The 24,352-nt window shown below is 65.2% G+C and carries 24 protein-coding genes, 1 tRNA gene and 1 pseudogene; 6 read left to right on the top strand and 20 right to left on the bottom strand.

From position 1 onward, the window contains the following. Positions 1-104 precede the first annotated feature (104 nt). Positions 105-1,730: a propionate catabolism operon regulatory protein PrpR gene (gene prpR, locus ACCQ16_RS05505; RefSeq protein WP_372380347.1), complete on the top strand. Its 1,626-nt coding sequence runs from the start codon at positions 105-107 to the stop codon at positions 1,728-1,730. 202 nt (positions 1,731-1,932) lie between these two features. Here prpR and ACCQ16_RS05500 read toward each other — a convergent pair whose 3' ends face one another. The 15 genes and pseudogenes from ACCQ16_RS05500 to ACCQ16_RS05430 all read right to left on the bottom strand — a co-directional run bounded on the left by ACCQ16_RS05500 (position 1,933) and on the right by ACCQ16_RS05430 (position 13,739). Then, positions 1,933-2,259, bottom strand: coding sequence for a hypothetical protein (locus tag ACCQ16_RS05500; protein WP_008571594.1), 327 nt, complete (start codon positions 2,257-2,259; stop codon positions 1,933-1,935). Positions 2,260-2,462: 203 nt separating this feature from the next. Then, a pseudogene (locus ACCQ16_RS05495) lies at positions 2,463-3,029 on the bottom strand (hypothetical protein). Positions 3,030-3,101: 72 nt separating this feature from the next. Further along, positions 3,102-3,176 (bottom strand) — tRNA-Val (locus tag ACCQ16_RS05490). Between the two features lie 164 nt (positions 3,177-3,340). Further along, positions 3,341-3,694 carry a PilZ domain-containing protein gene (locus tag ACCQ16_RS05485; protein WP_003483889.1) on the bottom strand — a complete coding sequence of 118 codons (354 nt, stop codon included), beginning with the start codon at positions 3,692-3,694 and terminating at the stop codon, positions 3,341-3,343. Next, positions 3,691-4,650, bottom strand: a complete 960-nt coding sequence (locus tag ACCQ16_RS05480; RefSeq protein ID WP_218501745.1) for a DNA polymerase III subunit delta' — start codon at positions 4,648-4,650, stop codon at positions 3,691-3,693. The genes ACCQ16_RS05485 and ACCQ16_RS05480 overlap by 4 nt, the downstream gene beginning before the upstream one ends. Beyond that, positions 4,647-5,720 (bottom strand): endolytic transglycosylase MltG, encoded by a 1,074-nt coding sequence (gene mltG, locus ACCQ16_RS05475; protein ID WP_277572801.1) that lies wholly within the window; start codon positions 5,718-5,720, stop codon positions 4,647-4,649. Before mltG ends, ACCQ16_RS05480 begins: the two co-directional genes overlap by 4 nt. A gap of 60 nt (positions 5,721-5,780) precedes the next feature. Beyond that, positions 5,781-7,136: an aminodeoxychorismate synthase component I gene (locus ACCQ16_RS05470; RefSeq protein ID WP_011346637.1), complete on the bottom strand. Its 1,356-nt coding sequence runs from the start codon at positions 7,134-7,136 to the stop codon at positions 5,781-5,783. Between the two features lie 165 nt (positions 7,137-7,301). Further along, positions 7,302-8,537 (bottom strand): beta-ketoacyl-ACP synthase II, encoded by a 1,236-nt coding sequence (gene fabF, locus ACCQ16_RS05465; protein ID WP_011346636.1) that lies wholly within the window; start codon positions 8,535-8,537, stop codon positions 7,302-7,304. Between the two features lie 141 nt (positions 8,538-8,678). After that, a complete protein-coding gene (gene acpP, locus ACCQ16_RS05460; protein ID WP_002814322.1) occupies positions 8,679-8,918 on the bottom strand; it encodes an acyl carrier protein in 240 nt (79 codons plus the stop codon). Between the two features lie 204 nt (positions 8,919-9,122). Beyond that, positions 9,123-9,866, bottom strand: a complete 744-nt coding sequence (fabG, locus tag ACCQ16_RS05455; RefSeq protein ID WP_008571604.1) for a 3-oxoacyl-ACP reductase FabG — start codon at positions 9,864-9,866, stop codon at positions 9,123-9,125. 82 nt (positions 9,867-9,948) lie between these two features. Continuing rightward, on the bottom strand, positions 9,949-10,893 hold the full coding sequence (gene fabD, locus ACCQ16_RS05450) for an ACP S-malonyltransferase (RefSeq protein ID WP_372380224.1): 945 nt from the start codon (positions 10,891-10,893) through the stop codon (positions 9,949-9,951). 288 nt (positions 10,894-11,181) lie between these two features. Further along, a complete protein-coding gene (locus ACCQ16_RS05445; protein WP_218499390.1) occupies positions 11,182-11,622 on the bottom strand; it encodes an MEKHLA domain-containing protein in 441 nt (146 codons plus the stop codon). 247 nt (positions 11,623-11,869) lie between these two features. Then, positions 11,870-12,847 carry a beta-ketoacyl-ACP synthase III gene (locus ACCQ16_RS05440; protein WP_277569214.1) on the bottom strand — a complete coding sequence of 326 codons (978 nt, stop codon included), beginning with the start codon at positions 12,845-12,847 and terminating at the stop codon, positions 11,870-11,872. Positions 12,848-12,937: 90 nt separating this feature from the next. Next, a complete protein-coding gene (gene rpmF, locus ACCQ16_RS05435) occupies positions 12,938-13,132 on the bottom strand; it encodes a 50S ribosomal protein L32 (RefSeq protein ID WP_003483870.1) in 195 nt (64 codons plus the stop codon). Positions 13,133-13,229: 97 nt separating this feature from the next. Next, positions 13,230-13,739, bottom strand: coding sequence for a YceD family protein (locus ACCQ16_RS05430; RefSeq protein ID WP_029818825.1), 510 nt, complete (start codon positions 13,737-13,739; stop codon positions 13,230-13,232). Between the two features lie 111 nt (positions 13,740-13,850). Here ACCQ16_RS05430 and ACCQ16_RS05425 point away from each other — a divergent pair, with 111 nt between their 5' ends. Then, on the top strand, positions 13,851-14,426 hold the full coding sequence (locus tag ACCQ16_RS05425; RefSeq protein WP_127167986.1) for a Maf family protein: 576 nt from the start codon (positions 13,851-13,853) through the stop codon (positions 14,424-14,426). 104 nt (positions 14,427-14,530) lie between these two features. Here the strand turns inward: ACCQ16_RS05425 and ACCQ16_RS05420 are convergent, their stop codons facing one another. Next, positions 14,531-16,243: a hypothetical protein gene (locus ACCQ16_RS05420; protein WP_228729575.1), complete on the bottom strand. Its 1,713-nt coding sequence runs from the start codon at positions 16,241-16,243 to the stop codon at positions 14,531-14,533. Between the two features lie 259 nt (positions 16,244-16,502). Continuing rightward, entirely contained in the window at positions 16,503-18,344 is a 1,842-nt protein-coding gene (locus ACCQ16_RS05415; protein WP_277572799.1) for a glycosyltransferase family 39 protein, read from the bottom strand. A gap of 37 nt (positions 18,345-18,381) precedes the next feature. Between ACCQ16_RS05415 and ACCQ16_RS05410 the strand changes: the two genes are divergently transcribed. The 4 genes from ACCQ16_RS05410 to ACCQ16_RS05395 are packed head-to-tail and all read left to right on the top strand — an operon-like array spanning position 18,382 to position 22,771. Beyond that, positions 18,382-19,335, top strand: coding sequence for an AAA family ATPase (locus tag ACCQ16_RS05410; protein ID WP_031421433.1), 954 nt, complete (start codon positions 18,382-18,384; stop codon positions 19,333-19,335). 4 nt (positions 19,336-19,339) lie between these two features. Continuing rightward, complete coding sequence (locus tag ACCQ16_RS05405) at positions 19,340-20,296, top strand: DUF58 domain-containing protein (protein ID WP_008571614.1); 957 nt, start codon at positions 19,340-19,342, stop codon at positions 20,294-20,296. Further along, a complete protein-coding gene (locus ACCQ16_RS05400) occupies positions 20,289-22,241 on the top strand; it encodes a transglutaminase TgpA family protein (protein WP_218505300.1) in 1,953 nt (650 codons plus the stop codon). Before ACCQ16_RS05405 ends, ACCQ16_RS05400 begins: the two co-directional genes overlap by 8 nt. Next, a complete protein-coding gene (locus ACCQ16_RS05395) occupies positions 22,238-22,771 on the top strand; it encodes a Slp family lipoprotein (RefSeq protein WP_007968994.1) in 534 nt (177 codons plus the stop codon). The genes ACCQ16_RS05400 and ACCQ16_RS05395 overlap by 4 nt, the downstream gene beginning before the upstream one ends. 117 nt (positions 22,772-22,888) lie before the next feature. Here ACCQ16_RS05395 and ACCQ16_RS05390 read toward each other — a convergent pair whose 3' ends face one another. From ACCQ16_RS05390 to ACCQ16_RS05380, 3 genes are all read right to left on the bottom strand, one after another. Continuing rightward, positions 22,889-23,239 carry a histidine triad nucleotide-binding protein gene (locus ACCQ16_RS05390; RefSeq protein ID WP_008571618.1) on the bottom strand — a complete coding sequence of 117 codons (351 nt, stop codon included), beginning with the start codon at positions 23,237-23,239 and terminating at the stop codon, positions 22,889-22,891. Between the two features lie 100 nt (positions 23,240-23,339). Then, complete coding sequence (gene recR, locus ACCQ16_RS05385; protein WP_011346623.1) at positions 23,340-23,933, bottom strand: recombination mediator RecR; 594 nt, start codon at positions 23,931-23,933, stop codon at positions 23,340-23,342. Positions 23,934-24,030: 97 nt separating this feature from the next. After that, positions 24,031-24,351: a YbaB/EbfC family nucleoid-associated protein gene (locus ACCQ16_RS05380; RefSeq protein ID WP_005913896.1), complete on the bottom strand. Its 321-nt coding sequence runs from the start codon at positions 24,349-24,351 to the stop codon at positions 24,031-24,033. Position 24,352: the final 1 nt, after the last annotated feature.

Here is a 24,352-nt window from a genome sequence, read left to right as displayed (position 1 = left end):
ATGCCAAGTACAAGTCGTTGATTTGATGACAATCCCACGCGCCAATTGTTGCAAAAATGCAACGGCTGATCTACTATGAAACATCATTGAAACGCGACACCGTCATGCGCCCCCCTGCCCCTCCGGAAACCGCAGACGCCTCCTTGCCCATCATCTGGACCGTCAGCGTCTCGCGCCTGACCGGCCTGCTGGCCGATGTCATCCCCGAGTTCGACCAGCGCGCGCGCATCGAGCAGATCAACCTCGGCTTTGCCGAAGCGGTCGAGGTCATCGGCCAGCGCCTGCGCCGCGAGCGCTGCGACGCGCTGGTGGCCGGCGGATCCAATGCGGCGTACCTGCGCAGCCGGCTCGCGCTGCCCTTGGCGCCCATCCAGGCCACCGGGTTCGATCTGATGGAAGCGCTGGCGCGTGCGCGCCGCATTGCGCCACGCATCGGCGTGGTCACCCACGCCACCGATGTGCCGTCGTTCCGCGCGTTTCAGCACAGCTTCGATCTGGAGATCGAACACCGCCGTTTCGTCACCGCCGAAGACGCACGCGACTGCATTGCCGATCTGCGCGCCAGCGGCATCCAGGTCATTGTCGGCACCGGCATGGCGATCGATTTCGCCGAGCAGGCCGGGCTGCCTGGAGTGCTGCTGTATTCGGCCGATTCGGTGCGTCATGCGCTGGAACAGGCCATCGCGCTGGGCACCGCTCCAGGCATCGATCGCGTCGCCGGCCGTGCCGCCCCGCGCCGCGCACGACGCGCCGACGCCCTGCTGGGCGAAGACGGCGCAATGCGGCGCGCGCGCGAGCTGGTGCAGCTCTACGCACCGCATACCGGCACCGTGTTGATCAGCGGGGACACCGGCACCGGCAAGGAACTGGTCGCACGACAACTGCATGCCGGCAGTCGCCGCCGCGGCCGTTTCGTGGCGATCAACTGTGGCGCCATCAGCGAATCGTTGCTGGAGGCGGAACTGTTCGGCTACAGCGACGGCGCCTTCACCGGCGCACGTCGCGGCGGCCACACCGGCCTGATCGAAGCTGCGCAGGACGGCACGCTGTTCCTCGACGAAATCGGCGAATTGCCCGTGCCGTTGCAGACCCGGCTACTGCGCGTCCTGGAAGAACGTGAAGTAGTGCGTGTCGGCGCAACGGTGCCCGTTGCGATCGACGTGCGCGTGGTCGCCGCCAGCCTGCAGGACCTGCAGCAGTTGGTCGAACAAGGCCGCTTCCGCCGCGACCTGTTCTATCGTCTTGCCGCGCTACGCATCGCACTGCCTCCGTTGCGCAATCGCCGCAACGACATTGCGTTGTTGCTTGCGCATTATTTCCAGCAACTCGGCAGCATCGCATCGCCGTTATCGCCAGCGGCATTGCAACGCCTGCAACAGCACACCTGGCCCGGCAACGTACGCGAACTGCGCAACCTGGTCGAACGCCTGTGCATTCACTGGAAAGCCCAAGCGCACGACAGCCTGAGCCTGGAGCAACTCGAACGCTGGGCGCCGGAATTATTCGATACGCATTTCGGCAACCACGAAGCACCGCGTGAGCTTGCCGATTTGGCAACCTCTCGCCTGCAGCTCACTGCCACCGCAGTCCGCGCAGCGCTCGACCGCGCCAACGGCAACCGCGCCCTTGCCGCGCAAGCGCTCGGCGTCTCGCGCACCACGCTGTGGCGCTGGATGCAGGCGCAGGCGGGGCATCGCGTGCATAAGGCAAGCGCGAACTCGCGCGGCTGACCGGGCCACACATAGAGGCGCGGCCTTCCACCCTCAGGCGGCAATGAATGGCATGCACGCTCGGCGCATGAATGCCCGAGCCACGCTGATCGCGATATGGACGCACTCAGAACGACACGAGGCAGCGAGCCGATGAAACGATCAACTCGCCTGCCGCAACGCCGCGCGCCTTCATCGCATGTCTTTGAAAAGCGTCTCGCCGTCACTTGACCCGCGTGTACTCGGTATCGCCCGTGCTCAACTTGCCGGTCGCCTCATCGATCGCGTAGTTGACCGTGCCGACCCCGTTGGACACCTGCAGCACGCCCTTGGTCAGCAGCGCCGGATGGTTGCGGGTCTTGACGCCATTGCCGAACAGCTCCGGCTGGGTGTCGCGAATGATGAAACTCTCGCCATTGTGCTCGATGCTCAGCACATTCTTTTCTGACTTCACGTTGACCCACTTGCCCACGTACTGCTCACCAACGTCGCGCGCACACCCGGCCAACAGCAATGTCGCAACCAGCGCACTTCCAAGCAGCGTCTTCATCGCCACTCCATCTCGATCCGGGGCCTTGCAGGATGGCAAGTCCCTGTCGAGCTCGCAAGGCACCGGCCCTAGCGAAAAGTGCTTAAATGAAGCGTCTGTCGCCAATAGTGCCGAACGCCGTTCTCAATTAAGCATGGTGATACCAGCACCGGAGCCAGTTGCTCTGGCAGTCGATAGGCCAAGCAAACTGTGCAGCGCCCAGTTCAACGATGAATCTGTGTCGTCAAAGCGCTGTCGGGATCGAGCAGATGGATCGCGTCGTTGATGAGTAACAGTTGTTCATTGAGAAAAATCATCTCGCTGACTGTCAGTCCCTGCATTCCAGCAACAAGATCCAGCTACCGCCACCGAAGCGGCAACTTTGCATTCCCGAAATTCCAGTCGTCCCTACGATGGGCATATGCGTTGCGCAAGGCGCGCAGCAAGACAACGGCGGGCTCACTTTGATAGCTCCGCTTGAGGTCTGATGCCAACGCATACTTCCACATGGCATCAGAGATTTCGACGATTGCTTGACGCGCGGTATATCGAACTACTTCCTGCGCACGCTCGCGCAACTGTTCTGGGTAGACCTTAAAGGTCCAGTTCACCCCAAGACCGGGAAATGGCTCGGTCGCAATGTCGTCGCCGTCGAGAATGAGCTCAAAGGGGACCCCTGCGTCCCCAGCCTCCCGCGTGTAGCGGAAGCCAGCGATCGCATGCCATACCGCCGAGTTGGCGGCGGTGACTGGCTGTATCGCTGCATCGAAAGGTGACTGCCGCGTAGTCACCAAGCCTGTGGTTGGTGCCCTGCAACTACGAAAAAACCGGCTTTCGCCGGTTTTCGTTTGACTCTGAATTCATGGTGGGCGGTACAGGGTTCGAACCTGTGACCCTTGCCGTGTGAAGGCAATGCTCTACCGCTGAGCTAACCGCCCGGTGACGCGAGCCGCACATTATAGGGCAGCGGCGGCGGTCGTCAACAACTGTTTACCTGCCCTCTTTCACGCCAGCCAGATCGCACCTTCATCGCACCGGTCTGCCGCGATGACCTAGCAGCTTCACCGCGAGCCTCACTGGCGTCTTGCCGTGCCCCTGGCGCTTACATCGTATGCGTCGGCTTGTCCGAGGTGGTCAATCCGGCCAGCAGCGTCTCGATCTTGTTGCGTACCGCCTCGCCTTCCGGGCCGTCGGGGAACTGCACGCCGATGCCGGCGGCGCGGTTGCCCTGCGCGCCGGCAGGCGTGGTCCAGATGACCTTGCCGGCGACCGGCAGGCGCTCGCTGGAGTCAGGCAGAGTCAGCAGCAGGAAGACTTCGTCGCCCAGCATGTAGCGCTTGGGCGTGGGCACGAAGATGCCGCCGCCTTTCACGAACGGCATGTAGGCGCTGTAAAGCGCTGGCTTGTCTTTCAACGCCAGCGACAAAATGCCTTGGCGTGCATTCATTGCACTCATCGAGTTCCCCTAGAACGTGGCTGGCGCTCTCCCTCGCGCCAGGACAGCAATAATTCCGTCACTGCCAGGTCGGCGCGGACGGTGGTGCGCAGCAGATCGCGGGTGCGGTTGGCAGCGTCGAACCAGGTCGCCAGCTTGTGCAACCGCGATGGATCGGTCAAGCCGGCCGATGCCTGTGCCAATGCCAGATCGGCGGCATGGCGCAGGCGCTGGTCGGCCTGGCCATCGCTGGTCCAGCGCTGCGCGACATCGACTGCGCCGGCGCGGCCACTGGCGATCTGCTCCAGATCCTGCGCGACCGCACGCCGCACGGCCAGGCCGTCTTCGCGCAACCACTGCGCGGCCAGGCCGGGGTGGCCGCGCGCGGCGTCCAGCGCTTCCTGCGCGGCGCGCTCGCTCACGCCTTGCGACAGTAACCAGGCCAGTGCCTCGTGCGCAGGCGGCAGCTTGAATTCCAGGCGCTGGCAACGGCTGCGGATGGTCGCCGGCAGACGCGCCGGTTGCGCGCTGATCAACCACAGGTAGCGCCCCGGCGACGGTTCTTCCAGGGTCTTGAGCAAGGCATTGCAGGCCGAGCGATTGATCGCATCGGCCGGGTCGACGATCACCACCTGGGCGATGCCGTACTGCGGGGTCAGCGCGAGCTTCTGCGAAATCTCGCGCACCTGCTCGATGATGATCTCGGTACGCAGTTTGTCGCCGGTACGATTGGGAATGAACGAGACCAGTTGCAGGTCCGGATGGGTACCGGCGGCAATCAGCTGGCGCGTGCGCTGCGCCAGCGCCGGGTCGGGCGAGGCGGCCAGGACGTGCTCGGCCAGGGCCAGGGCGACGGCACGCTTGCCCAACCCTTCCGGGCCGCAGATCAGCAGCCCATGTCCAAGCCGCCCCGCATCCAGCGCAGCCACGGTCTGGTCGAAGGCGCGCTGCTGCCAGGGCGAAAATGCGGCGGTCATGGCGTGGTCTCCGTCTGCGGCGCACTCGGCAGGCGGCGGCGCTGCAGATAGCGCGCCACCGCTGCGTTATGTTCGGCCAACGTGGCCGAAAACGCGTGCGCGCCAGTGCCATCGCCCACCGCCACGAAATACAGCGCCTCGCCGGGCGCCGGCCGCACCGCCGCCAGCAGCGCATCGCGCCCCGGCATGGCGATCGGCGTCGGCGTCAGGCCGGTGCGGGTATAGGTGTTGTACGGCGTATCGGTGGTCAGGTCGCGGCGACGGATATTGCCGTCGTAGCTGCTGCCGATGCCGTAGATCACGGTGGGGTCGGTCTGCAGCTTCATACCCAGCTGCAAGCGGCGCAGGAACACCCCGGCAATGAGCGGGCGCTCGGAGGCCAGCGCCGTTTCCTTCTCGATGATCGAGGCCAGAATCAATGCCTGCTCCGGCGAGGCAAGCGGCAGATTCGGGGCGCGCTGCTCCCAGGCCTGTGCCAATGCTTTGTCCATGGCGGCGTGTGCGCGCTTGAGTACATCGATGTCGCTGTCGCCACGCTGGTAGACATAGGTCTCCGGCAGGAAGCGCCCTTCCGGATGCTGCTTGGCAAATCCAAGGCGGGCCATCAGTGCCGCATCGTCCAGCGCATTGATGGAATGTTGCAGCGGCGTGGCGGTCGCCAGTGCGGCGCGCAGCTGACGGAAGTTCCAGCCTTCCACGATCGTGAAGCGGTACTGGATCACCCGTCCCTGGCGCATGCGCGTCAGCAGTTCCCGCGGCGACAGCGCTGGCGATAGCGCGTATTCGCCCACCTTGAGCTTGCCGGCCGCATCGACCTGGCGCGCCAGCAGCTGCCACTCCAGCTCGGTGCCCTGCACCAGGCCGGCAGCGCGCAGTTTGCGCAATGTGGCCTTGAGCGAATCGCCGGGCGCAATCACCACGCTGGGCGCGCTCGCAGGCACGGGGGTATCGGCGAAGTGCAGGTAATGCCGCCACGCCACCACGGCGGCAATCGCCAGCAGCGCTGCAAGCAGCAATGCCGTGCCCAGCACGGCCAGACATCCGCGTTTGCCAGTCACCGCCACACCCACCTCGTCATTGCCCCTGCGCCGCGCAGGATACCGCGCGCCGGTGATGTCCCGTTGAAGCGCTCATGTCTGCTCGATCGCACGCAATACGCCCCGTGCCTTGGCGCGGGTTTCGTCCAGCTCGCGCTGCGGATCCGAATCCACCACGATCCCGGCCCCGGTGCGGAACCGCACCTGGTGACCGGCCACCTCGGCCGTGCGGATCAGAATATTCAGATCCATGTCGCCGTCGCGATTGAGCCAGCCGAATGCGCCGGTATAGGCCCCACGCGCGGTCTGTTCGAGCTCGGCGATGACCTGCATGCAGCGCACCTTCGGGCAACCGGTAATGGTGCCGCCGGGGAACACCGCGGCAATCACCTCACCGGGCGTCACTCCGGCACGCAGGCGCCCGCGCACGTTGCTGACGATGTGATGCACATGGGCATAGCTCTCCACGCACATCAACTCGTCCACCTCCACGGTGCCCGGCGCGCAGAGGCGGCCCAGGTCGTTGCGTTCCAGATCGATCAGCATCACGTGCTCGGCGCGCTCTTTCGGATGCCCGACCAGCTCACGGATACGTGCGGCATCGTCGTCGCCGGCAAACCGCGCGCGGGTGCCGGCGATCGGGCGCGTCTGCACCACATCGCCCTGTACCGACACCAGCCGCTCGGGCGAGGAACTGGCCACTGCACGCCCGGCCGCCACGAACAGGCCGGCGAACGGCGCCGGATTGGCCGCACGCAGGCGCGCATGCAACGCGGCCGGATCGACCACCGCAGCGAATGCCGCGTGCCACGCGCGCGAGATATTGGCCTGGAACACATCGCCGGCGCGCAGGTAATCGAGCACGCGCTCCACCGCCGCGGTGAAACGCTCGGGAGCATCTTCGTCCACGGCAAGCGGCCCGGCCCAGGCAGGCAGCGGCGGCAGTGCGGCGCAGGCAGCAATGTCCTCGCCGATCTGCTGCAACAACTCCTCGCGGCCCGGCTCTGCCAGCGCCACGCAGTGCCCGTGCAGGCGATCGCGCAGCACCGCTGCCGGCGCGCGCAAGGCCAGCGCAGTGGGCAAGCCATCGGCGCGCGTCGGCAGTTGCAGAATCGGTTCGACCTGCGCGGCCAGTTCGTAATCCAGCAGCACCGCCCAACCGCCGCGAAACGGCCAGGGGCTTGCAGGCGCGTGCGGCACCCGCTCGGCCTGCCAGGCGGCATCCAGCGCCGCCAGAAAGCCGCCCTCCAGCACTTGCCCAGCGCCATCGCGCGTGCATCCGTCCGGATCCAGCCGCAGGCATGGCCCCTCTGCCAGCAACAGCACATCCCAGCGACCGTGCTCGGTGCCGGAAGCGCTGGATTCCAGCAGGGCCGGATAGCGTTGCGGTGACAGCCGATGCAGCGCCAGCAGGTCGATGTCCGCGTGCAGTGATCGGGTAAGCGTCATCGGTCCGGCATGGCGTGGGATACAGACGCGCCGCTGCCGTACGCAGCGCGCGAGGAGTGAATCAAAGGGTGATCGCAGGAGTGAACATCAACCCGCAAGCCGGCAGTGCATGCAGCAGCCAGGCAGGTCGCGCGCCGATGACGGCCACGCGACTGATATGCAGGGTCAAACGCGCTTGAACACCAGCGTGCCGTTGGTGCCGCCAAAGCCGAAGCCGTTGGACATCACCGCATCCACCTGTACCTCGCGCGCCACGTTCGGCACGTAATCCAGGTCGCAGCCTTCGCTTGGCTCTTCCAGGTTGATGGTCGGCGGGATGATGCCGGTGTGCAGCGCCATCACCGAGAAAATCGCTTCCACACCGCCGGCCGCGCCGAGCAGATGCCCGGTCATCGACTTGGTCGAGCTCACCATGGTCTTGTAGGCGTGATCGCCCAGGGCGCGCTTCATCGCCATCGTTTCGGCCAGGTCGCCCAGCGGCGTGGAGGTGCCGTGCGCGTTGAGGTAGCCGATCTGCTCGGGGTTGAGCTTGGCATCGCGCATCGCTGCCGCCATGCTGCGCGCCGCGCCCTCGCCGTCTTCGCTGGGAGCGGTCATGTGGAACGCATCGGAACTGGCGCCAAAGCCCACCAGCTCGGCATAGATGCGCGCGCCACGCGCCTTGGCGTGTTCGTACTCTTCCAGCACCAGCACGCCGGCACCGTCGCCCAGCACGAAGCCATCGCGCTGCTTGTCCCACGGCCGCGAAGCGCCGGTCGGGTCGTCGTTGCGGGTGGACATCGCCTTCATGGCGCAAAAGCCGCCCACCGAACTGGGCGACGAACCGCGCTCGGCACCGCCAGCCAGCATCACATCGGCATCGCCGTGCTGGATCATGCGCATCGCGGTACCGATCGAGTGGTTGGACGTGGCACAGGCCGATACTGCCGAGAACGTCGGGCCTTTCAGGCCTTTGATCAGGCTCACCTGGCCGGGCAGCATGTTGATGATGGTGCTGGGCACATAGAACGGCGAAATCTTGCGCGCGCCGCCCTCATGGAATTTGATGGTCTGCTCTTCGATGCCGAGCAGCCCGCCGATGCCGGAGCCGAGAATGGCGCCCACGCGTTCGGCGTTGCTTTCGTCGATTTCCAGGCCTGAATCGTCCAGCGCCATGAATGAGGCGCCGACACCGTAGTGGATGAACGAATCCATCTTCTTGACGTCCTTGGCGGACACAAAAAGCGTGGGGTCGAAATTCTTGATTTCACCGGCGATCTTGGTGGTGAACTGCGAGGCATCGATCTGCGTGATCGGGCCAATGCCCGAGCGGCCGTGGACGATTCCATCCCAGCTGGTGGCCAGATCATTGCCCAGCGGCGACACCATGCCCATGCCGGTAACGACAACACGACGACTCATTGCAGATCTCCTCACCACGGAACGGACGGTGCTTGGGGTTTGCGGGTGACACTTGAAAAACACAGGGCCGCATCAGCGGCCCCATGGAATGTCTGATGCGGCAGCGGCTTGATGCACGCCGCCACGATCAGGAACAACGCATCAGCTCTTGACGTGAGCCTTGACGTAGTCGATCGCCTGCTGCACCGAGGTGATCTTCTCGGCCTCTTCGTCCGGGATCTCGCACTCGAACTCTTCTTCCAGCGCCATCACCAGCTCGACGGTGTCCAGCGAGTCGGCACCCAGATCATCGACGAACGATGCGCTGGTGGTGACTTCCTCTTCCTTGACGCCGAGTTGTTCGACGACGATTTTCTTGACGCGTTCTTCGATGGTGCTCATTGGGGATATCGCTCCAGCTGGAGTAGTGGTGGTTCGAGTTTTAGGATCCCCGCACACGGATGTGCGGTGCTCCTGTGAGGGACTCACAAAACGCCATCGCCGCTGCGATGGCCGCGTTGGATAGTGTAGTGGAAGCGACCGGGCCTTGCATTGCATCACAACTCCCGGCCGATCAGCCACTTAGCGCCTCCCGGCGCCGCACGCTTACGGCATGTACATGCCACCGTTGACGTGCAGGGTCTCACCGGTGATGTAGCGGGCCGTCGGGCCGGCCAGAAACGCCACCGCATTGGCGATGTCTTCCGGCTCGCCCAGATGGCCCAGCGCAATCTGCTGCAGCAAGGCGGTCCTGGCCTCGTCCGGCAGCGCCTTGGTCATGTCGGTATCGATGAAACCGGGCGCCACCACATTCACGGTCACCCCGCGCGAGCCGATTTCCTTGGCCAGCGATTTGGAGAACGCGATGATGCCGGCCTTGGCGGCGGCATAGTTGGTCTGGCCAGGATTACCGGTCACGCCCACCACCGAGGCGATATTGATGATGCGGCCCTTGCGCGCCTTCATCATGCCGCGCATGACCGCCTTGGAGGTGCGGAACACGCTGGTCAGGTTGGTGTCGATGATCGCCTGCCAGTCGTCGTCCTTCATCCGCATCAACAGATTGTCGCGGGTGATGCCGGCGTTGTTGACCAGGATCGAGATGGCGCCGAATTCCTTGCCGATGGCATCGATCAGGCCATCGACTGCAGTCGCGTCGGTGACGTTCAACTCACGGCCGTGTCCGCCGTGGGCGGCCAGACGCTCGCCGATCGCCGCGGCGCCGGAAGCCGAGGTGGCGGTGCCGATGACCGTGGCGCCCTGGGCGGCCAGGGTATCGGCAATGGCCGCACCGATGCCGCGACTGGCGCCGGTGACGAGGGCGATTTCGCCCTGCAGGGGCTTGCTCATGATTGCTGTTCCTCGATGGGGGACGCCGCAACCGTGGCCGCGAACGTCGAGGGATGCCGGCACGGCCGGCAGCGGCGTTGGATCAGTGCGCCCACGCGTCGAGCGCGCCGGCATAGTCGGCAAGCGTTGCCAGCGGCCGCGCGTCCAGGCTCTTGTCGATACGCTTGATCAGCCCGCTCAGCACCTTGCCCGGGCCGCATTCGGCAATGCGGGTGATGCCCCGGCTGGCGAGCGCCTGCACGCAGCCGGTCCATTGCACTGGCAGGTAGAGCTGCTCCACCAAGGCCTGGCGGATGGCCGTGTTGCCCTCATGCACGCGCGCGTCCACGTTCTGCACCACCGGAATCTGCGGGGCGTGCCAGGTCAGCCCGGCCATCGCCTCGCCAAGCTGATTGGCGGCATCGCGCATCAGCGGGGTATGCGAGGGCACGCTCACTGCCAGCTTGACCGCCTTGCGCACGCCGCGCTCGGCCAGCAGCGCCAACGCGCGATCCACCGCCGCAGCGTGGCCGCCGATCACGATCTGACCGGGCGAATTGAAGTTGGCCGGCACCACCACGTCGCTACCGGACGCCTGGTCACAGACCTCCTGCACCACGGCGTCTTCGGCGCCCAGCACCGCAGCCATCGCGCCAACGCCCGCCGGTGCCGCAGCCTGCATGAACTGGCCGCGCAACCGCACCAGATGCGCACCATCGTGCAACGACAGGGCGCCAGCCGCGACCAGCGCGGTGTATTCGCCCAGGCTGTGTCCCGCCAGCAGCGTCGGGCGCTGCCCGCGCTGGGCAGTCCACAGACGCCACACCGCCACGCCCGCAGCCAACAAGGCGGGCTGGGTGTATTCAGTGCGATTGAGCATTTCTTCCGGGCCGCCCTGGGACAATGCCCACAAGTCGACGCCGGCGCCCTCGGAGGCTTCGGCGAACGTTTCACGAATCTGCGGGTGCAGTTCGGACAGTTCGGCCAGCATGCCTAAGGACTGCGAGCCCTGGCCGGGAAACACGAAGGCGAGAGTGGATTCGGTCACGCGTTGCTGCCTACAAAAATCGAGCCGGGATCATACGTGCGAAATCGCCCCGGCGTCTGTACTGCCGCGTATGCAGAAGGCTCCGCGACCGTGTCGCGACGTCGCGAAACCGCACACCGGGCCTGGTCGGGCCGGGCGCGCGCAACGGCAACCGTCGCGCTGACGCGCCGCTATTCGGGTTCGATGGTGAAAGCGCTGCCGGCAAAGGCGGCGCGGCCAGCGCCCGCAAGGCCGGCGGGCGAGGAAGTGAAGGGCCAGGCGCATCCGGTGCTGCCGCCTGCGCCTCGTCTACCCTGGCAATGGGAATGTTGCCGCTTGTCCACGCAGCACCCCGTCCTCATCGACGAGTTGCCAGACCACACCGTCGGCGATCCGGAAGCGGGAACCATCCTTCGCGATCCGCACACCCGCGTAGTTCCTGACGACGCCATCGCGGGTGACCGCATCGATCAAACGCTGACGTTCCGCGCGTTCCGGCAATTCTGCCGATAGCCTCGATGGCATGCCGACGAACTCGCCCCAGCTGTAGCCGAATACGCGCTGCGCAGCCTGGTTCGCATAGACAAACCGCGGATCTGCCGCGGTATCGTGCGCAAGCAGGGCGAACGGCGCATCGCGATACAGCCAATCGGGCTCGATCTGTCGATCTGCGACCAGCGGGCGGCCTGCAAACCGCTGGTAACTGCCAGTGAGCAAGGCGACGAAAACGGGGTCGTGGGCGGGGTGCATGCGCTGACTTTACTTGCCGGCCGGCCTGTCCGACGCACCGGCCCGCAGACGGGTCGCATCCAGCGAATCAAGCCACTCACGTGACCTAAAACCGGGCGCTACCCTTCACGGAATTCAAGCGCTCCGGAAACCTACACAGGCCCCAGGCGGCAAGATTGCCACCATCGCAAGGAAAGACGAGTGTCCCGCCATGCACGCATCCGCGTGAGTGAACGTGCGCACCTGCTCGGCGCAGGACGCAGAAACGTCAGTAGCGCAGCAGCGCCGAGCCCCAGGTAAACCCGCCGCCGAAGGCTTCCAGCAACAGCAACTGGCCGCGCTGCACGCGACCGGAGCGCACCGCCTCGTCCAGCGCCAGCGGCACCGACGCAGACGACGTATTGCCATGGCGATCCACGGTGACGACCACCTGATCCATCGGCAGCTCCAGCCGCTTGGCGGTGGCTTCGATGATGCGCAGGTTGGCCTGATGCGGAATCAGCCAATCCAGGTCGTGCTTGTCGAAGCCATTGGCCGCCAGGGTCTCATCGACCACCGAGTCCAGCGCCTTGACCGCATACTTGAAGACGTCGTTGCCCTTCATCAGCAACGCGCCGCCGCCATTCTTGCCTTCGCCGAAGCCCACCGAGACCCCAACCGGGTCCCACAGCAGTTCTTTCTTGCTGCCATCGGCGTGCAAATGGGTGCTGAGGATGCCGGTTTCTTCGTCGGCCTTGAGGATCACCGCGCCGGCACCATCGCCGAACAGCACGCAGGTGGTGCGATCGGTCCAGTCGACGATGCGGGTCAGGGTTTCTGCGCCCACCACCAGCACGGTCTTGGCGTCGCCACTGCGCACGAACTTGTCGGCCACGCTGAGCGCGTAGACAAAGCCCGAGCAGGCAGCGTTGACGTCCATCGCACCGCAACCGACGTTACCCAGCCGGGCCTGCAACAAGCAGGCGGTCGACGGAAAGATCAGGTCCGGGGTGGTGGTGCCGATGACGATCAGATCGATCTCCTCGGCGGTCACACCGGCCGCTTCCATCGCCTTCAGCGAGGCGAAATACGCCAGATCGCTGGTGGTCTGGTCGTCGGCAACGATGTGACGTTCACGGATGCCAGTGCGCGAGAAGATCCATTCATCGCTGGTGTCGACGATCTTCGACATGTCGTCGTTGGTCAACACCTTTTCGGGCAAATAGCTACCCGTGCCCGCGATTCTGGAATAGATCCGCTTGCTCATACTGTTTCCTGTTGCAAGAGCCGCGGTGACCGGCGGCTCCTGAAGAAGCGAGAGTCACCCGGCCGCTTCGAACGCGGCGGGCGTCACGGATCAATCTTCTTGGACGGCCGACGACTTGGTCGCGATCACCTTCTTGCCACGGTAGTAACCGTCGGCGGTGATGTGGTGGCGCAGATGGATCTCGCCGCTGGTCGGGTCGGTCGACAGCTGCTTGGCGGTCAGGGCATCGTGCGAACGACGCTGGCCGCGACGGGACGGGGTGACACGGGATTTCTGCACAGCCATGGGATTGCTCCAACTTTAGTTCGATAACTTGTCTGTTGAGTCGAACAGCACGCTCTACGCCCGCGTCGACCTGTCTTACCGCCCTTAACAGCGGCGGTTACTGTTTCTTCAACGCTGCCAGCGCCGCGAACGGACTGGCCTTGTCTTGCTCTTCCTGGGTCGGAACCCATTCGGCGTCGATCGCTTCGCTGCCCGGCGCCACCGGCACCACTGGCACCGACAGCACCAGTTCGTCCTCGACCATGTCGACGGCCCGCAGCATGCCATCTTCCGGTACCAGCAACGCTTCGTACTCGGCCGGCAATGCAGCTTCGTCGGCCTCGTCACGGATCAAACCAAGACGCTGTCTGATTTGCACCGGATACAGGAAGCGTTGCAGGCTGCGCTGGCAGGCCAGCGGAAGCTCCACATCGATACTGAGTTCGACATAGGCGACCTTGAGCAGAGGGTCTTGATCGAATTGAAGCGAATAGACACATTCGCCATCGGTATCGACAAGGCTTCCCTGCAGGCGGGTCATCGCAGATAGCGGGATGCGGCCATCGAAGCGCCTGCGCGCTGCGACCATCCGCCAAGCATCCAGCATTTCGGGCACGTTCGCGGACATAAGCCGCAGAATGTTAAAGACCCGCGGCAGCCCTGTCAAATGACCCCATTCATGCGATTGCCGCATGGGCCGCAGGACGGCAGACTCCCGTGACCACCCCGGTAGCGCGCCATGATGCCACGCCTGATCCTCGCGTCCACCTCTGTCTATCGGCGTGAGCTGCTCGCCCGTCTGCAACTCGACTTCGACACCGTCCGGCCGGAGGTCGACGAGCAGGCGCAGCCGGGCGAATCCCCGAGCGCACTGGCCAGCCGCCTGGCCGTGGAAAAAGCCGCCGCGGTGGCAGCCCGCTTCCCCGCCGCCTGGGTGATCGGCTCGGATCAGGTCGCCGACCTGGACGGCCAGCCGCTGGGCAAACCCGGCACGCGCGAGCGGGCCCGAATGCAGCTGACTGCCATGTCTGGCCACACCGTGCGCTTCCATACCGCCGTCAGCCTGGTCGGCCCGGAGCGCCAGCTGCACGCGCTGGACCTGACCGAGGTGCAGCTCCGCGCGCTGACGTCCGCCGAGATCGAACGCTACCTGGACGCCGAACCGGCCCTTGATTGCGCCGGCAGCTTCAAATGCGAAGGCCTCGGCATCAGCCTGTTCGACGCGATCCGCTCGCAGGACCCCACCGCCCTGGTGGGCCTGCCGTTGATCGCGCTGGCGCGGCTGCTACGGGAGGCGGAATTCGACCTGCCTTGAGTGATCGACAGCGATGACTCAGAAGGGCGCACGACCTCACCTGCCAGGCAAGCAGGGCGCCAGAACCGATTCAACCGCTTGAACCACCAGACGCGAAGGCAAGCCTAAAACCAGGCGCTCCTTCTTACCTTGAAAGCACGAAGACACGAGGGAGCAACGCTGCGTGCCGACCAACCAACCCACTGCGCCCCTCCCACACGCGTTGCCATGCCTAGCGGAGCTTCATCGCATACCAGTACCAGCCGCGATGCCGATGTCTCTGCCTTGAAATCAAATCGAACCGCCGAGGCATCTTTCAAGAGGTTACGGACAGGTGTCGCAGCAACATCGTCGATGGCAACTGGATCGGTGGGGACCTGCGTGCCCTCCAGATAGCGCGTTTCTGGCCAAGCGAAGATGGACGTATCTGCTGCCTTCAGTACCGGCAGCGCGTCGGCAACTTCCGCAAGAACCGTCTCTCCGTGGATGGCATCGACATCAATCACGCCGGCCGCTGCTGCGGTTGCCGTCATGTTGGCGGCAGTCTGCATGCGCTGCGCAAGGAGCGCCATCCATAGCGTGCTCGGCACCAGGCAACAGGCCAGCGCCAGGCCCGCCAACGCGACACGGCGCGGGTGCAAATTTCCATACCGAACGAACGACCACAACAATAGACCGCTCCAGAACAGGACCGACCAAGGCAAGTAGCGCGCCGCGAGCAATTGCTCGGGAAACGACTGAAAATACACGGCTCGCGCCAACGCGATTGCCGCTCCGACGGCAAGCGCAAACCAGGCCATCGAGATCGCCGTCAGCTCTGCAGCCGATTCGGCCCGCTGACGCCAGCGCGAGTAGGTAATGCCCATCAACCCACTTACGCCCAACAGCCCGACCACTCTGTGCGGCCAGGCCGAGATCATGACCGGGCCGAATACCGATGTGTACCCATGTGAGATTGCAACGGCCATTGCCCTCAATGATTCCACCGGCAATTTTTCTGCAACGCTCACGTCAACCAGTGGCAGCAAGGCATAGATAAACGGCGCCGACAGCCAACCCAGCACAATATCCAACTGAGAAAGTGGCGCGATGACGCGCGCATTTTGCATGTGCGCATCACCAAAGCCCACGACCAGCAGCAGGGATACAGAAAAGCCCGTTAGCACAATGCACCACTGGAGCCATGACGCCCTCCGCAGCAACAACATCACCAGCAAGGCAACGAACGTGGCAATCCCCGCACCAAAACAGAATGTCGCTGCGAGCCCGCACAGTGCCGCAAGCACGGCACGCCACCAACCGCCACCGCGACCGAGCAAGCAACAACCGCCGACCAGAAACGTGGTAATCAGATAGACATGCACCGACTCATTTGCATGCGCCAGTGCCCGCTCGTTTCCCAGCCAGAAAACACTTAGCGTACAAACCAGCCCGGCGGCGGCGTACGCCATAGCACCCAGACGCTCAGTCCGAACCAGACGTAGCAGCATCCACACTGTCAGCAAAGCCAGCGCAACACCCGCCCAGATCTGCAGCCATTGATTTCCATCAAACCATCTGAGCTCGGCAAGACGCAGCAGATTGGGCAGGGCCTCACGATGTCCGTTATCCACCGCAAGTACATTGCGCGGCCAAGGCTGGCTCAGCAGGTTGTTTGCGAATCGCCATGGATCGGCATAGAGCACCTTAGGCGACAGCGCGACCATTGCCAGCACGCCGACCGCGAGATAGAACCACTTTGCACCAACCAGCAACTGGCGCGAGAGCCTGCTCCAAGCCCGGCCTGCTCCCAGCCGGTGGCCGGAGTCGCTGGATAAATCCCTATATTTGCGCTGCAATTGCTTTTCCTTTATTGCCTTGTCGGCCAGCGCCGGCCTGTCACGACGGGGGAGCCAAGCACAAGGCCTGATGGGTGCATCTTGGCGACCGCCAGCGCGGCCAAACGTTTTCGCTCAGTATCTCTGATCGATTTGTAACACTCCTCACCCACAGCCTACGTCTCCGGCCCGAGAAACAGGACAACGTAGAAGTTTGCTTGAACAGCGTGGCGACTCTTGCCGACCGCTCTAACGGGCGCTCGATCGGTGCAACTGGGCATCATTTCTGACAGTAAATAAGTGGTTGCTCCCACCAATCTTCCACGCTGCCGTCGCGGCCGTGCAGGCGTAGCCCCAACCAATGCGTGCCGGGCGGCAAGGCGTGGGTGTCGAGCGTGGCGGTGAAGCCGACGTTGGGGTGCTGTGGGTCGTTGGAGATTTTCCAATATGGGCGCACATCGAGCGGCGTGCCGTACGTAGCCTGCGCGACCGGGCGACCGTCGAGCAGCAGCTCGACATTCGCCAGCCCGACGCCATCCTTGAAGGCCCAGCCGCGCACCTCAAACTTGCCGGACACCGAGACCTTCGGCAGCGGCGCATCGATCCAGGCCATCGACGGGGCCACGCACGGGCCCGGCTGGCGTTGCGCAGGCAGTGCGAACAGCAGAAAGCGCTGATAGCCGTGATCGGTGGACACCACGGTGGGCGGCGGCAGCGGGCCGACCATGTCGCAGATGGCGTGGTAGCGCTTCAACAGCTCGCGATAGCGCTGATCGCTGGGTGAGAGCACCAGCAGCCGTGGTCCGGTGCGCGTGCCATCGCTGAGCAGGCCCCACTGCTGCAGCTGCGCGCTGCGCCCGTGCTTGTCGTTCAACGTGGCAGGCAGCACCTCGATCTTGGCGTCGTGCAATTGGAAGCCGAGCTCGGCGCCAACCTTGAAATTTTCTGCCAACACGCGTGTGCCTGGCGGCATCTGCGCCAATCGGGATTTGACCGCATGGGCCAGATCGTTCCAGCCGGCGAAGTTGCGCGGGTAGTACTTTTCGCCAGCGGCATGCGCGCGGATCGACGGCACCGACACCGCCAGGTAGTAGCCGTATGCGCCAAGCATGCCCAGCAGTGCGATGAGCCACGCCGCGCGGCGCAGCGGATGCGGCCAGCGCATCAGGATCACCGGCACCGCCACCAGCAACGCCAGGTAGCCGGGCAATGGCCAGTGGAAGCTGATCCGCTCGGCATCGCTGAAGAAGCCCAGCACGAAGATCGCCACGGTCGAAATGCCGCCGAGCAAACCGAAATAGCGCCACTGCGCGCGCGAGCCGCCGCCGCTGCGGGTGCCGGCCAGACCGACCTTGACCATCGCCCAGGCCAGTAGCGGCGTCACCGCCACCGTCTGGATCAGCACAAACCACAGCCCGCCGATCTGGAACCGCCACGGGTGCCGGTCGACCAATTGAAAACGCAACCCGGCATCGTCGTGGTCGGTATTCCAGAACAGCAGCGGCAGCCAGCTCACCGCGCCGACGGTCAGTGCCATCCAGATGCGTGGGTCGCGCAACACCGCACGCCCCTGCGGGATGCACAGCAATGCGATGCAGCCCACCCCGATCACCCCGACAAAGCGGTAGTGGCTGAGCGCGCCGATGACCAGGCCGATGGCGAGCTCCAGCGCGCTGGTGGCATCGACCTCGCGCAACAAGCGCGCCCCGGCATCCATGCACAGCACCGCCGCCAATGCCATCGGCACATCCGGCACGGCCAGAATGCCCAGCGTTGCAGACAGCGGCATCAGCAAGGTCAGGCTGCCAGCTTGCCACCCCATCGTGGAGCCGAACCAGCGTGTGGCGATATGCGCGATCAACCAGGGAATCAGCGCGGAAATGGCCAGAAACGGCAGCCGCAGCGCCAGCAGATGATGTCCGCCCAGCTCCACGCCCAGCCGCGCCAGCCAGGCGGTCATGCCCGGCAGATCCGAATACGCCGCCGCCAGATGCTGGCCTTCCTGCCAGTAGAAGGCCTCGTCAACGAAGAGCGGCAAGCGTGCGGCGATCAACAGCTTGACGGCTGTCGCCAGTGTCCACAGGATCACGAAGGTGCGATGTGCGCGTTGGTCCCCCTGCATTGCCCTGTGCACTCTTCTTTTCACCTACGGAATTGTGATGTCGACACCGCTGCGTTCCACGGAAATGCTAACCGATGCGCTGCGCCAATCGCTGCGGCGCGCGCAAGACCAGGTCAATTCGCTGCTGCTGGGCAAGGCGCAGGAAGTGCGGCTGGCATTCGTGGCCTTGCTGTCCGGAGGACATTTATTGATCGAGGACCTGCCCGGCCTGGGCAAGACCACGCTCGCCCACGCGATGGCCTCCAGCCTGGGGCTGGGCTTCCAGCGCGTGCAGTTCACCTCCGACCTGCTGCCGGCCGATGTGCTGGGCGTGTCCGTTTACGACGCCGCCTCGCGGCAGTTCCAGTTCCATCCCGGACCGGTGTTCACCAACGTGCTGCTGGCCGACGAAATCAACCGGGCCCCGCCGCGTACGCAGAGCGCGCTGCTGGAAGCAATGGCCGAGCAGCAGGTGACCCTGGATGGCGTGACGCATGCATTGCCGGAGCCGTTTTTCGTGATTGCCACGCAGAACCCGGTCGATCTGTCCGGCACCTTTCCGCTGCCCGATTCGCAGCTGGACCGTTTTCTGCTGCGGCTGAGCCTGGGCTACCCCAGCGCCGATGCCGAGCGTGCGCTGCTGTCGGGTACGGATCGGCGCGAACTGATTGCCCAGGCCGCCCCGCAACTGAGCGACGCCGACGTGGTCGCGCTGCGCGGTGTGGTCAACCAGATCCATGCCAGCGATGCGCTGATCGGCTATGTGCAGGCCCTGTTGCTGCGTAGCCGCCAGCATGCCGGGGTGCGCGTGGGCCTGTCGCCACGCGCCGGGATCGCCTTGCTGCGCGCGGCCAAGGCCTACGCATTGCTGCTTGGGCGCGAGCACGTGCTGCCCGAAGACGTGCAGGCGCTGTTTGTGGCCGTGGCCGGGCACCGGCTGGTGCCGGAAGCCGAATCGTCGTCCGGGCCGGCACTGGCCAAGGCGCTGCTGCACAGCGTGCCGGTGGACTGACCTGGTGCGCGCGCACCTGCGCGGCATCGTCCGCCGACTCAGCCTGCTGGCGCGGCCGCGGGGCGCGGAGGGCTTGCCGATCGTGCTGGATCGGCGGCGCATCTATGTGTTGCCGACCCGCTTCGGGCTGTTCGTCACGGCGTTACTGCTGGCGATGCTGCTCGGCGCACTGAACTACAACAACAATCCGGCGCTGCTGCTCGCGCTGTTGCTGGCCACGGCCGGGATCGCCAGCAGCATCATGGCGCACCTGCAGCTATCGGCACTGCGTATCGAAGCGGTCTCGGCCGAACCGGTGGTCGCCGGCGAACCGCTGCGCATGCGGGTGTCGCTGGCGCGTCGCGATACCCGCTTACGACGCGGGCTGCGGCTGGATCATCTGGACAGCAGCGGCTTCTGTGCGTTGATCGAGCACGACATGGCCGAGATCGACCTGCTGGTGCCGACCGAGCGCCGCGGCTGGCAGGATATCGAGCGCATCCGCCTGTCCAGCACCCAGCCGCTGGGCCTGGTGCGCGCCTGGTCGTGGGTATGGCCGGAAACGCCGTTGCTGGCCTACCCCCGGCCCGAAGAACAGGGTCCGGCGTTGCCCGAGGGGACGGGCTCGCCCAACAAGACGCGTCTGCATGCGCAAGGCGAAGAGCTGCACCAGCTGCGCCCGTATCGCGCTGGCGACGCTCCGCGCACGATTTCCTGGAAACACTCGGCACGGCGCGACACCCTCTTGGTGCGCGAATACGAACAGCCGCTGGGAATCGACGTCACGCTGGACTGGCGGGCGCTCAGCGCGCTGCCGTACGAGCGCCGCATTGCGCGCCTTGCCCGCTGGGTCAACCTGGCCGAGCGCGACGGGCGCCGGTATCGCCTGCTGTTGCCTGGCCAGCCACCGTTAGGTCCCGCGCAAGGACCTTCGCACCACCACCTGTGCCAACGCGCCCTGGCCCTGCTTCCGCATGACTGAGCCCTCGCCCCCGATCAGCCAGGCCAGCCGCGCCTGGGTACTGGCCACCAGTTGGCTGGCCTTGACCCCGCTGCTGTTGCAGTTGCCCGGCCTGCTTGCGGCCACTGTCGCGGTGGCGGCGGTGCTGGTCGGCGTGCTGAGCTGGCGCGGCACCTTGATGGCGCCGGTGCGGCTGTTGTTGGTGATCGCAATGCTGGCAGCGGTGTATTGGCAGATCGGCATGCGCTTTGGCCGCGATACCGGCTGCGCGGTGCTGGCATCGATGCTGGCGATCAAGGCCTCCGAACTGCGCACCTTGCGCGATGCCCGCAGCCTGTTGGGTTTTGCGTTGTTCGCACCGTTTGCCGCCTTTCTGCTCGACCAGGGCCCGGCAACGATGGGCCTGGCATTGTTGGCGGTGGTCAGCGCCTTGCTGAGCATGCAGCGGCTGGCCGACGAAGAACACCACGCCGCCACGCCGGCCCTGCGCCTGCAATTGCGCAGTATGGGCAAGCTGGTTGCCATCGGCGTGCCGCTGGCGCTGGCCACGTTCTGGTTGCTGCCGCGGCTGAGTGCGCCGCTGTGGGGCGTGCCCGAGCGCGCGCTATCCCGGCCTGGCCTGTCGGACAACATGTCGCCGGGCGAATGGATCGACCTGATGGCCGACGACAGCCCGGCCTTGCGCGTGCAATTCGCCGGCAAGGCGCCGCCGCCGCAACAGCGCTACTGGCGCGGCCCGGTGATGTGGGACTTCGACGGCCGCACCTGGCAGCGCGCGCGCTGGACCGGCCGCGGTCAGCCCGCTTCGGTCACCGCAGGTCCGCAAACCTACCGTTATCGCCTGGATTACGAGCCCACCGATCGCCGCCAGCTGGTGTCGCTGGATCTGCCTACCCAGGGCGTGCCCAACGCCGAGTTATCGCCGGACTACGAACTGTTCGCGCAACGGCCGTTGAGCGCACTGACGCGCTGGGACCTGCAATCGGCACCGCCAACGCGCTTCGATACCGACCTGCCCGACCAGTTGCGCAAGCGTGCACTTGCCCTGCCGCCCGGTTTCAATCCGCGTACGCTGACGCTGGCACGGCAATGGCGTGGCGAGGCCGGCAACAACGACGATGCGGTGGTGCAGCGCGCACTGCAGTGGATCACCCGAGAATTCGCCTACACGCTGGACACGCCGCTGCTCGGCCGCAACAGCGTCGACGAGTTCCTGTTTCAGCAAAAGGCCGGTTTCTGCGAACACTTCAGCTCCTCGTTCGTGGTGCTGATGCGCGCGGCCGGCATCCCGGCGCGCGTGGTGACCGGGTATGCCGGCGGCACCTACAACCGGTTGGGCAATTACTGGGTGGTACGCCGCATGGACGCGCACGCCTGGACCGAAGTCTGGCTGGCCGGGCGTGGCTGGGTTCGCGTGGACCCCACCGCCGCAGTGGCGCCGGAACGCATCTACGACACCCTCGAAGATCGCCTGCAAGCCGGCGGCGGCAACGACTTCGCCGACCTCGGCACATGGGCCAGCCTGGGCCAGGTCAGCGACTGGCTGCGGCGCGGCTGGAACGAGCTAGTGCTGTCCTTCGATGCCGACCGTCAGCAACGGCTGCTGCAACCCTTGGGCATCGATCGCCTGGACACCTCGCAGCTGGCCGCCATCTTCGGCGTGTTCGCGGTAAGCGCGCTAGCGTGGATGGGCTGGCTGCTGGCACGTGGCGAACGTGAGCGCGACCCGTTGCTGCGCGCCTGGCACCGGCTGAGCCGCCGCTACCGCAAGCTCGGCCTTGCCCGTGAACCGCACGAACCGGCCGGTGTGTGGGCGCAACGTGTCGCCCGCTCACACCCGAATACGGCACTGTTGGCACTCAGCCAACGTTTCGCTGCCGCGCGATACGCTGGCGCTGATTCGGACAGCGCCACTCTCTTGAAAGACTTGCTGCAGCATCGCCCGCGAACCGGAGCTTCCTCATGAGTACCCGTTTTCTTGTTCCTCTTATCGCTGTGCTCGGGCTCGCAGCCTGCGCCACCGCACCCAAGCCGCTGCAGGGCCAGTTCCCCGCGGTCAGTCCGAGTGATTCAACTGCCAGCGCCCAGGTCGGCACGTCCGTGCGCTGGGGTGGCAAGATCATCAAGACCACGCCTGGCCAGGGCCAGACCTGCTTCGAGCTGATCTCGCGCCCGCTCAATGCCAGCGGTCGCCCCGACCGTAATGCCGTGGATGCCAGCGATGGCCGCTTCCTGGCCTGCCGCTCGGGCTTCTACGATCCGGCGGTGTTCGAGCCGGGGCGCGAAGTGACCTTCATCGGCAAGATCGAAGGCTACGAAACCACTAAGATCGGCGAATACGACTACAAGCTGCCCAAGGTCAATGCCGACGTGGTCTACCTGTGGCCGGTCGTGCGCGACGTGGAAGTCGTGCCGGCTTACCCGTATGGCCCGTGGGGCGACCCGTGGGGCCCGCGCTGGGGCGGCGGTTGGGGCTGGGGCCGCGGCTGGTGGTAATGCGCCGCTGAGCTGGGTTACTCGCAAAAACGCCGCTCGCAGGGAGCGGCGTTTTTGTTTGTGCACGACGATCGCTGCATGACGCGGCTTGCGCGCAACGCGCGATCCGACGACGCGTCAAGGCGTGCCGAAGCGGCCCAGCGGCGCACCGGCCAGCAAATGCAGATGGAGATGGAACACCGTCTGGCCGGCATGCTCGCGGCAATTCATCACGATGCGGTAGCCGTCTTGCGCCAGCCCTTGTGCACGCGCATAGGTCGCCGCTGCGATGGCCAGCTTGCCAACCAGCAGCGCCTGCTCCGGCGGCACATCGTCCAGGGTCGGAAAGGCGTGCTGCTTGGGAATGAAGAGCACATGCACCGGCGCCTGCGGCGCGATGTCTTCGAAGCCCAGCACCTCATCGTCCTCGTAAACGATGGTGGCCGGAATTTCGCGACGAATGATTTTGCCGAAGATGGTGTCGGTCATAGACGGGATTCGGGATTCGGGATTCGGGATTGGCCAAAGCTTACCGCGCGCGCCGACCGGCTTTTGCGAATCCTCAATCCCGACTCCCCAATCCCGGCCCTCAAAGCACCTCACTGCGGGTGCCGAAGGCGTGCGACAGGGTGCCACGATCCACATACTCCAGCTCGCCACCCAGCGGCATGCCCTGGGCGAGCCGGCTTGGGCGTACTGCGTGCTGGCGCGCCAGTTGCGCCAGGTAATGGGCCGTGGCCTCGCCTTCGACCGTCGCATTGGTGGCGATGATCATTTCGGTCACTTCGCCGGCAGCCAGACGCTCGCCGAGCCGATCCAGCCCCAGTTCGCGCGGGCCGATGCCATCCAGCGGCGACAGGCGCCCCTGCAGAATGAAATACAGCCCGCGGTAGCCGGTGGCATGTTCGATCGCCAGGCGATCGGCCGGCGACTCCACCACGCATAGTTGCTGCCGGTCGCGGCTGCTGCTGGCGCAAATGGTGCAGATTTCCGATTCGGTGAAGTCGCGGCATTGCACGCAATGCCCCACCTTTTCCACCGCGTTGCCCAACGCAGCGGCCAGCCGCCGCCCACCCTCGCGCTCGCGCTCGAGCACGTGATAGGCCATGCGCTGGGCCGACTTCTGGCCCACGCCGGGCAATACCCGGAAGGCCTCGATCAGTTGTTCGAGCAAAGTGGACATTGGGTGGCCGGGATTGGAAATTCGGGATTTGGGATTCGCAACGGCAAAGGCCTTTGCGCTTGGCTAATCCCGAATCCCCACTCCCGAATCCCCTCGCTTAGAACGGCAACTTCATGCCCGGCGGCAACTGCATGCCGGCGGTCGCAGAGCCCATGCGGTCCTTGGATTCGGCGTCGATCTTGTTGGAGGCGTCGTTGAAGGCGGCAGCGATCAGATCCTCGGCCATCTCCTGGTCGGAGAGGATGCTCGGGTCGATGCGCACCTTGCGGCACTCCTTGGCGCCGGTCAGCGTCACGCTGACCATGCCACCACCGGCGGTGCCGGTGACTTCCAGCTTGGCCAGTTCTTCCTGGGCGCGCTGCAGGTTTTCCTGCATCTTCTGCGCCTGCTGCATCAGTTGGGCAATATTTCCACGCATG

The sequence above is a fragment of the Xanthomonas sp. NCPPB 1062 genome, assembly GCF_041481705.2.
Lineage (GTDB): Bacteria > Pseudomonadota > Gammaproteobacteria > Xanthomonadales > Xanthomonadaceae > Xanthomonas > Xanthomonas euvesicatoria.
The sequence above is the reverse complement of the archived record's forward strand: the minus strand, read 5'-3'. Positions and strand labels throughout refer to the sequence as shown.